Here is an 8,528-nt window from a genome sequence, read left to right as displayed (position 1 = left end):
GAAAATATACAGGTGGTTATCACGCTGGAAGCTTTTTTGAATGCATGGGATTATCAGTGATAGTATATGAAACATATGTGATTTTTTTTTATCCACTAATAATTAATTTAAACTATTTAAAGCACTTTTTGCTAGGGGTATCTTTGGTAGTCGTTCTTATTTTAGGAACCGTAAATCATCCTAATATGCAATTAGATGAAATAGAGCTTTCATTATGTAAGAAAGCTGCAAGGAAAATGGCTGTTGTTGAAGTAATAGTCATTATAATATCTTGTTTTTTAGGGGTAGATAGTAGTTGTATTTCGTTTATGAACTTTGGTTTTTGCTTATGTGCAATAATGTTATTGATTGCAAAAATTATTAGACAGGAGGTGATAATGTGAAAATTCAGATTGAGAAACAGGTTCTTGGAGTATTAAAAATGATTGCGAGCAAAAATATTAATCATGAGAAAAATGATCCACCATATTGTCCGGTGATTTTTCATCAGCCTAAGAGACCTAAAAAAGAGAAAATGTAATGGCAAAAATAGAAGTGTATAATACAATATGTTATTTTTTTGTTGAATTTGTAATTACGAATGGAGGTCAATTATGAGGAAAAGTAAAATTTTTAAATTTATTGCATTGATGCTGCTTTGTAGTATGTTTATTGGAAACAAAGTGAATGCAGCTGGTTATAAGGAGTTTTCGCATATATTTAACTATGCACCAGGAGCTCCTTCTAGTACCAATCATATAAGTCAAACGGTTGAAGTTAGGGGAAACGCAAATGCTAATGCGTTTGCAAAATGCACGTCATATAGTTACAGCGGAAATAAACCGGTATTAACGGTGACATCAGTTTCAAGTAACTATCCAACAAATTCTACAGCATTTACAGGAAGTACATCTAGCGGTCAGAAGATGAAGTATACAGTGGCAATTCCACCTACTAATAAAACAGTAACATTTAGGGGACATGTTTCTAATTACACATCATTTTCTATTGCAGCTGAAGTGAAAGGATAACAAAAGAATGAAAATGTTTAACAGAAAAATAGGTATATATTGTACACTTCTTTTTTGTATATTTATGATGACAAGTTGTGAAAATGCACCGAAACGTGAGCAGAAAAATAATTCGAAACAGGAAATGAAAGCTTCTTCAAAACAATATGTTTCGATAGAAGAAGCAAAAAAACAGATTCATGCATTGGAAGGAAAAAGTGTAGATGGAGTACATTTACCGGAGCACATATTGATGCCAAATATTCATAAGATATTTGAAGTAAAGCTTACTCCATGGTATCCAAAACAAAAGAATGATTTGAAAATGGCTATAAAAAATATGTGGAATGACTACAGAAAAATAGATTGGACGTCAATAAAAAAAATAACTTTTTCAAATAAAAAAGATAATACATATTATGGGGAACAAAAACAGGATAAGAAAACAAGTTTACTATATTCTTATGATTCGGATGGTTTTTTTAGTGGAGATTCATTAAATGATACGGAGCAGACTGGAAAATCCTGTGTGAAAGAAATTAATTTTGAATGGGGGGATACTGCATCAAAGAAAGATGTGTATCAGTTGGAAGACGGGAAAATGCCAATATCAAAGGCGGTCACTTATGTAGAGGATTTATTTAATAAAAATGTATCTAAGTTAGAAAAAAGTAAATTTGAATATAAAGTTCAACATTTATATGTAATGAAAAATACTAAAACAGGATGTTATGATTACAATATGGTAATAGGAAGAGTATATAAAGACATATTCATTGATACCAGCTCCGATTTTTGTATTTCGCAAGGTAAAAGCTACAATAAAGTACATTGTGGAATCCATATGATTGCTGTTATGCGGCATAAGTATTCATTAGATTATGTAAGTAGCTGCAAGGAGCTTTTTGATATCGAGACAGAGACAGAAAAAGAAAATATCATATCACCTATTTGGGCTTTGCAATTAATAAATAAGAAAATTGCTCATATAGACGGTCTTAGTTTTAATGACTGTGGTCTGGTTTATTTGTTAGTACAAGATAATAAGTTGGAAAAGGATAATGAACAGGATGTCTATCAACAAGTAAATGAGACAACATATTTACGTCCTGTATGGTTATTTATGTCAAATGGCAGTGGTGCAGTATTTGATACTATGACAAAAGATAATCATGGAGTTAGTGTTATAGTTGATGCTGTAGATGGGACTCTGTATTATTATGAGAGTACAGGTACGTATTAGTTGTTCAAATTAAAGCAGTAAGGGAGCAGACTATGATAAAATTAGAACTTAAAAAAAACATTATAAATGTTTATTTAGTTATTTCTATTCTCCTTTTGTATTTTACTTTTTTATTTGGTGATAGTGGTCATGTTCTTTTGGATGACACATCTACGACAATTATTGGTGCAGTATGGAATAAATTTCATAATAATTGGAAGATGTGCAGTGATTCCTCTTTTTTGGTCAGAATGAACGCCATGTGGAGTGATAATACTTATCTGCCTATATTGATGCCGGTAATATGTGGCCTGCCAGGGGCGATGATTTATCTGGAAGAAATAAGAACAGGAAATAAACGGTTAATTCTTTGTCGTTGTTCTTTAAAAAATTACTATATATCTAAAATATTATCCAATATTGTTAGTTCTATTGTAATATCTTGCGTGTCAATATTCCTATATTATGTTACATTGATTATATTTTATGATAATGTTCCGATTTCAGATGATTCTTTTCAGATCATTTATTTTGTTTTTTCTGGAAATATGATACAAAACAGTAAGGATATTTCGTTGTTTTGTATTGTTTGTAAGCTGATTAAAGGTATTGTATATTTTTGTTTTTATTCAGTAATGTGTGGTTCTTTTTGCTATTTCATGGCTGTTTGTTGTAAAGATAAATATACTGCTTTCGGGGGAAGCATTTTTCTCTGTTATGTGCAAAGCAGAGTGGTTGAAGAATTATTTAGAAAATATGTTACAGATGGTGCAACAATTGCAGGTACGGCAGCAGACATACTAAATCCTATTTTTCTTCATTTTGCCGGGAATAGTGGGTTTTATCAAAACAGAGAGATATGGGCAGTATTATTGGCATTTTTATTTTGTATATTCAATTTTGGGGGAGGAATTTTTTTATCACAAAAACAATTGGATATAAGTGAGGGATAAAAGTAGTTAGTCATTTGAGGAGGGATATTTTGAAAAAAATAATTCTTATACTTCGTGCTGGACTGCAGGAAACATTTACGGATAAAAAAATCATTGTTTTGTTGTTGATTATTGGTTTTATTATTGATAATGGAGTACGTCAGATGGTAAATCATGCATTACAGGTGGGCCAGCCGTTAGGCGTTTTTGAAGGTTTTATAATGTGTGTAAATCATTGGTATTATTTAGTCGCTTTTTTGATTGGATTTATTTTTATATTGGCAGGTGTTCCGAGGATAAATAGTGAACAAATTTTATTGATATATAGAACAGGAAAAAGAAACTGGCTTTTTGGTGAAATTATGCAAATTTCTGTATGTGCTGTCATATATATATTTCTTTTGCTTGTTTGTAGTATTTTTTGTTGTTCTAAATACTCCTATATTGGCAATATTTGGAGTAATTTTACAGTATTTTATAAAACAGATTACGAAATGCTGTTATCTGATAATAATCGGTTTGTAGACCAACAGGTGTTTAAATATTATTCGCCATATCAATCTTTGGCACATGGTATAATGCTACTGGTGTTGTGTTTGACACTCATGGGAACGATCATTCTTTTTTTTTCAATTCTAAATAAAAAATTGATTGGAATAATTTTAAACATATTATTGATTTTATTTGTGCTCATTTTTAATGAGTATCATATGGGAGTGATGTGGATTTCTCCTTTTTGCCATGCCGTACTTGCATTACATAATAAATATGTATATAAACAGTTTTCTGTTCCTCTATTATTTTCTTATCTATATTTGGTTGCAGCTGAGGGGATACTTATATTTTTATCGCTCAAACAACTCAAGAATAAAATGTTTTATTAGGAGGGAGCATAATATGGTAATAGAAATAAAAAATGTTTCACTAAAAATTAAAGAAAATAGAATTTTGGAAAATGTCAGTTTGCAGTGTGAGAAAGGAGAAATTAGTGGTATCATAGGGCGGAATGGAAGTGGAAAAACAATGCTTATGAAATGCATATGTGGGTTTGTACATCCTACACATGGAGAAATACAGGTGCATGGAAAAAGGATTGGAAAAGATGTTGATTTTATACCTGACGCAGGTATAATTATTGAAACACCTAGCTTTATTCCATATTATTCGGGAATAAAGAATCTAGCTTTGTTAGCATCCATTCAGAACAAGATAAAAAAATCTGAAATTGAAGATGCAATGGAAAGGGTTGGACTTGATCCTAATATGAAGAAAAATGTCAAAAAATATTCTTTGGGCATGAGGCAGCGTCTGGCATTGGCACAGGCCATAATGGAAAATCCTAAGATACTGATTCTTGATGAACCATTTAATGGTTTGGACAAGGAAGGTGTTTTAGATATGCGAAAATATTTATTGAAATTAAAGAAGGAAGGAAAAACGATTTTATTATCATCACATTTATCAGAAGATATTGAAATCTTATGTGATAAAGTATATGAAATGGAACATGGTAAATTGGATGCTTTATAAATGATAAAAAATATCACGTAATAGAAAAAGTCCTGTAAAAGAAGGATACATTTGGCCTCCTCAAGCTTATGGGTGGAAGATCTGTATTTGTTTGTGCCAGATTTACCCACTTGCAAATGGTACAAAAAAAGTGTATTATAAAACATGGGTTAGATACAACTAACAAGATGATGCTTGAAGAGGAAATACAGGATGCCTATTATCGCTCGCAAAATAAGGAAGCGACAAGAGAAAAGCTGAATACATTGATGCTGATCAAAAAGGTAATAACACTTATTGCATTCATGTTTCTGTTTGCAAGGATGCTTCATATCGCCGGAGCAAAGACTTTTGTGCAGGGAGTTCTTTTAGCATATGGTTATGCACTTGCACTTTTTGCATGGGATACTTTTTTTCTGGACTGGGTATTATTTGCAAATATTAAAAAGATTCGGCTTCCGGGGACGGAACATATGGATAAAGAATATCATCAGAAATGGTTTCATGTAAAAGGATGTATTCCGATGATCCCGGTTTTTGCCGTTATTGGTGCGTTGAGTTCCCTACTGGTGCTTTGGATCTGGTAAATACAAAGCTGGTTTGAGGCAGAAGTTGTGGCATTTGATCAATACATAGTAATGTATCAGATTTTGAAACTGGTTGTTTTTAAAGAGGAGAGAAAAAGCATGACGAATGAAGAATACAAGAAATTGTCGGTGAAAGAATTTACACAAGTTGCGGAAAGATATGAGAGTGATCACGCCGGCATATATGAAATGTGCAAGAAGGATTATCCGGAGATTTTGGAAGAATTGGAAAAGGAGAGTTTCTCTGATCTACTGGATGCCGGATGCGGTCCGGCTCCGATGATTTCCCTATTGGCAGAAAAATATCCGGATCGACATTATACCGGACTTGATCTGACACCGGCAATGATCGAGCAGGCGAAGGCGAAACATATTGCAAATGCTGAGTTTGTTGTAGGGGATTGTGAGAATTTTCCTTTTGAGGAAAACTCGTTTGATGCAATCATCTGCTCGAACAGTTTCCATCATTATCCGGATCCACAGGGGTTTTTCGACAGTGTCAAGCGATGCCTGCGGCCGGGAGGAAGATTGATTCTACGAGATGTGACGAGTGAGAATAAGCTTTTGGTTTGGCTGATGGATCATATTGAACTTCCGCTTGCAAATTTGTGCGGACACGGTGATGTCAGGACTACAACAAAAGAAACGGTTACGGAGTGCTGCAGGAAAGCAGGATTAAACGTAGAAAAAATTGAGATCCGCAAGGGAATGCGGATGCATTGTGTTGTAAGAAAGTCATGAGAAAAGACGATGGAAATTAAATTAAACAGATTCGGTATATGACAACCGATGCAAAATCATTTCACAGGAAAACCATAAATAAAGTGAAGATAAATGGACAGGAAAGTTACTTTTCTTGTCCTTTGTTTCTGTAAAATGTTTCATGATGAGAAAATTGATGATGAGGCATGGGAAAGAAATCTGCAAAACGGTAAGGATATAAATGGAAAGAGGCTGGGATGAAAGTTTGGCATATGTAATCGTTGTATTATTCAATTCTATTGATGAAGTATGGACATACGGGATTCCATTGATCATCTCCGTTATCATTTATCTTAATAAAAGATTGATGTATTGTGCGAATGGTTTAGTCATAATAGCTAATATTGTATGATTAATAAGAGATTTTGACAGTAGTAATTCGGAATTATTAACAAGCAGGATCTTGGCAATCCTTGTAATCATTCTTGTAGCGATCATATCCATAAATATAGCAAATATACTGATTAAATATTTTGCAGAGAATATCAAGGGCATTGTATAACCGGAGGATGAATCCGGAATGCAGTGCCTTTTATTATGGCATAGGAAAATGCTCGTAACGTAGAGTGGAGCTAAGTGCAAAACGCTGGATTTGCAATATGTAAAATAAATACTTGGCATTCTCAAAAGTGAGAATATAATTAAAATAGAGAATAAAAGGAGAAGAAACTTAATGAAGACAGAAATTGCGGAAGTTTTTATGAATCCTGTTCGTCAGAGAATTATTCAATATTTATTGGTTCATAAAAAAGGAACCGTAAAGGAAATAAAAAAAGAATTGCCGGATGTTCCAAGTGCCAGCTTATATCGTCACATAAAAATATTGAATGATAGTGCATTTATCATTGTTGTTGAGGAAAATAGAATTCGTGGAACGGTGGAAAATGTTTATTCGTTGAATAGAGAGGCATTAGAAGTCGATGATGAGAATGGTACTGTTGTTCAGATGTCGCTGCTAAGTCTGTGTGCTGCATTTGCAAAATATTTTTCCAGTGGTCATGCAGATCCACGAAAGGATTTATTGATGCTGACCAGTTGTACACTGACATTGACAGATGAGGAATTTATAAAATTTCTGACAGAAATGAATGAAGTTGCAACAAAATATATGTCAAAACCAGTTACAAAAACAAGTGTATCAAGGCAGATTACATTAGTTTCATCACCTGTTGATTTATAGTAAAAAGGAGATTATATGGAATATTCTATAAAAAAACGGTGGATTTTCTGCCCTGCATGTGGTGGAAATACAAGGACGAAAGTACGGGAAGATACGGTGTTATATCATCAACCGCTATTTTGTCCGAAATGCAAGAGAGAGTATCTTGTAAATGTAAAACAATTTAAAATTCGGATCGTAAATGAGCCAGATGCTGAGACGCAGAGCTGATCCAAAAAGAAAAATGGGTTGGTTCTGCGTTTTGTTTATGATATCGGAAATTTGTAAAGCGTGATTTTCATTACTTGAGAAGGGAAAAGAAAGGAAAATCATGCAGATATTCTTTTGCTGCCGGAATGCTTTGTTACAGGGTATGATCTGCCCGTGTCATCTGAGAAAAAGGAAAAAGAGGTTGACGATGAGAAGGGAGAATAGGAAATTGATGAATTATTATGCATCTTGGTATCGGTTTTATGTATGTTAGTTATCTGTACATCGATAATGGAATCAAATTGCGGTAGAGTAACCCTGTAACTGTAGAAATCAAGAAAAGGAGGCTTGTTATGGTGGGGTGCTGGCACTTAAGAAATATCTGATTGTATGAAACGATATTAAGGAAGATGCTTAAGATCAAAGGGAAAAAGAAGCTGTCAATGAGGAGGGAGAAGCAGATGGAAAATAAATCAAAAAATCATAAAATACTACACAAGATTGCAAAAATAGGAAAAATACTTAGCAAGGTGGCTTTTGTATTTTCGATGATAGGTATTTGCGGATGCCTTGTGGGACTGTTAAGCAATCTATTTGGAAGTGGTAAGATTTTTAAAATCGGAGGTGTTACAATTTACGGTTTGCTGACAGATTTGGGTGCTTATAATGTGAAAAGTATCAGTACGGCTTTAGTGGCATGGCTGATTGTATGTATTGGCCAGGCCGTACTTGCAAAGTTCGCAGAACTTTATTTTGGCAATGCACTGATGGCAGGGACACCATTTACCAAGGCAGGAGCAAGAGAATTGAGAAGACTTGGAATTATGGAGATGGCTATCCCAACAGGAAGTGTGGTCTTAGCGGAAATCGTACAGGGGATCATGACGGGGTTTATGAATGGGACGGCAGATGGAGGGACAGACTTAAACTTTGATAATGAGGTCTCTATCATTGTGGGCGTTATGTTTATTGCCTGCTCATTTCTATGTGGTTATGGTGCTGAAGTGTTAGAGGGCAAGAATAAAGTACTGGAATAGTGTGGTGTTAGAATATAAATAGTACAAGTCAAAGTGAGAGCTTTTCATTCCGTCGATTAGTGATACAATAAAAGTATCGTACTGAAGGAGGAATTTATCATGGCAAAACATTTTGACAAAC

12 protein-coding genes are annotated in these 8,528 nt (G+C 33.9%); all 12 read left to right on the top strand.

The features are described 5' to 3' along the window. A partial coding sequence (locus H8704_RS13630; protein ID WP_249298623.1) for an accessory gene regulator B family protein occupies positions 1-383 on the top strand: 383 nt, incomplete at its 5' end. Further along, positions 380-520, top strand: coding sequence for a cyclic lactone autoinducer peptide (locus tag H8704_RS13625; RefSeq protein ID WP_249298622.1), 141 nt, complete (start codon positions 380-382; stop codon positions 518-520). The genes H8704_RS13630 and H8704_RS13625, both read left to right, overlap by 4 nt. 73 nt (positions 521-593) lie before the next feature. Then, complete coding sequence (locus H8704_RS13620) at positions 594-1,010, top strand: hypothetical protein (protein WP_249298621.1); 417 nt, start codon at positions 594-596, stop codon at positions 1,008-1,010. A gap of 7 nt (positions 1,011-1,017) precedes the next feature. Beyond that, positions 1,018-2,232 (top strand): hypothetical protein, encoded by a 1,215-nt coding sequence (locus H8704_RS13615; RefSeq protein WP_249298620.1) that lies wholly within the window; start codon positions 1,018-1,020, stop codon positions 2,230-2,232. 32 nt (positions 2,233-2,264) lie between these two features. Then, positions 2,265-3,164, top strand: coding sequence for a hypothetical protein (locus H8704_RS13610; RefSeq protein ID WP_249298619.1), 900 nt, complete (start codon positions 2,265-2,267; stop codon positions 3,162-3,164). A 29-nt stretch (positions 3,165-3,193) separates the two neighbouring features. Continuing rightward, on the top strand, positions 3,194-4,027 hold the full coding sequence (locus H8704_RS13605) for a hypothetical protein (protein ID WP_249298618.1): 834 nt from the start codon (positions 3,194-3,196) through the stop codon (positions 4,025-4,027). A 13-nt stretch (positions 4,028-4,040) separates the two neighbouring features. Continuing rightward, positions 4,041-4,673, top strand: a complete 633-nt coding sequence (locus H8704_RS13600) for an ABC transporter ATP-binding protein (RefSeq protein WP_249298617.1) — start codon at positions 4,041-4,043, stop codon at positions 4,671-4,673. A gap of 167 nt (positions 4,674-4,840) precedes the next feature. Then, entirely contained in the window at positions 4,841-5,239 is a 399-nt protein-coding gene (locus H8704_RS13595) for a hypothetical protein (RefSeq protein WP_249298616.1), read from the top strand. Positions 5,240-5,338: 99 nt separating this feature from the next. Beyond that, positions 5,339-5,980: a class I SAM-dependent methyltransferase gene (locus H8704_RS13590; protein WP_249298624.1), complete on the top strand. Its 642-nt coding sequence runs from the start codon at positions 5,339-5,341 to the stop codon at positions 5,978-5,980. A gap of 694 nt (positions 5,981-6,674) precedes the next feature. After that, entirely contained in the window at positions 6,675-7,181 is a 507-nt protein-coding gene (locus tag H8704_RS13585) for a helix-turn-helix domain-containing protein (protein ID WP_249298615.1), read from the top strand. A gap of 15 nt (positions 7,182-7,196) precedes the next feature. Further along, a complete protein-coding gene (locus H8704_RS13580; protein ID WP_249298614.1) occupies positions 7,197-7,391 on the top strand; it encodes a cysteine-rich KTR domain-containing protein in 195 nt (64 codons plus the stop codon). A gap of 440 nt (positions 7,392-7,831) precedes the next feature. Then, positions 7,832-8,407: a hypothetical protein gene (locus H8704_RS13575; RefSeq protein ID WP_249298613.1), complete on the top strand. Its 576-nt coding sequence runs from the start codon at positions 7,832-7,834 to the stop codon at positions 8,405-8,407. Positions 8,408-8,528: the final 121 nt, after the last annotated feature.

Origin of the sequence: Jutongia huaianensis, from assembly GCF_014384985.1 — a bacterium.
GTDB classification, from domain to species: domain Bacteria; phylum Bacillota; class Clostridia; order Lachnospirales; family Lachnospiraceae; genus Jutongia; species Jutongia huaianensis.
The sequence above is the reverse complement of the archived record's forward strand: the minus strand, read 5'-3'. Positions and strand labels throughout refer to the sequence as shown.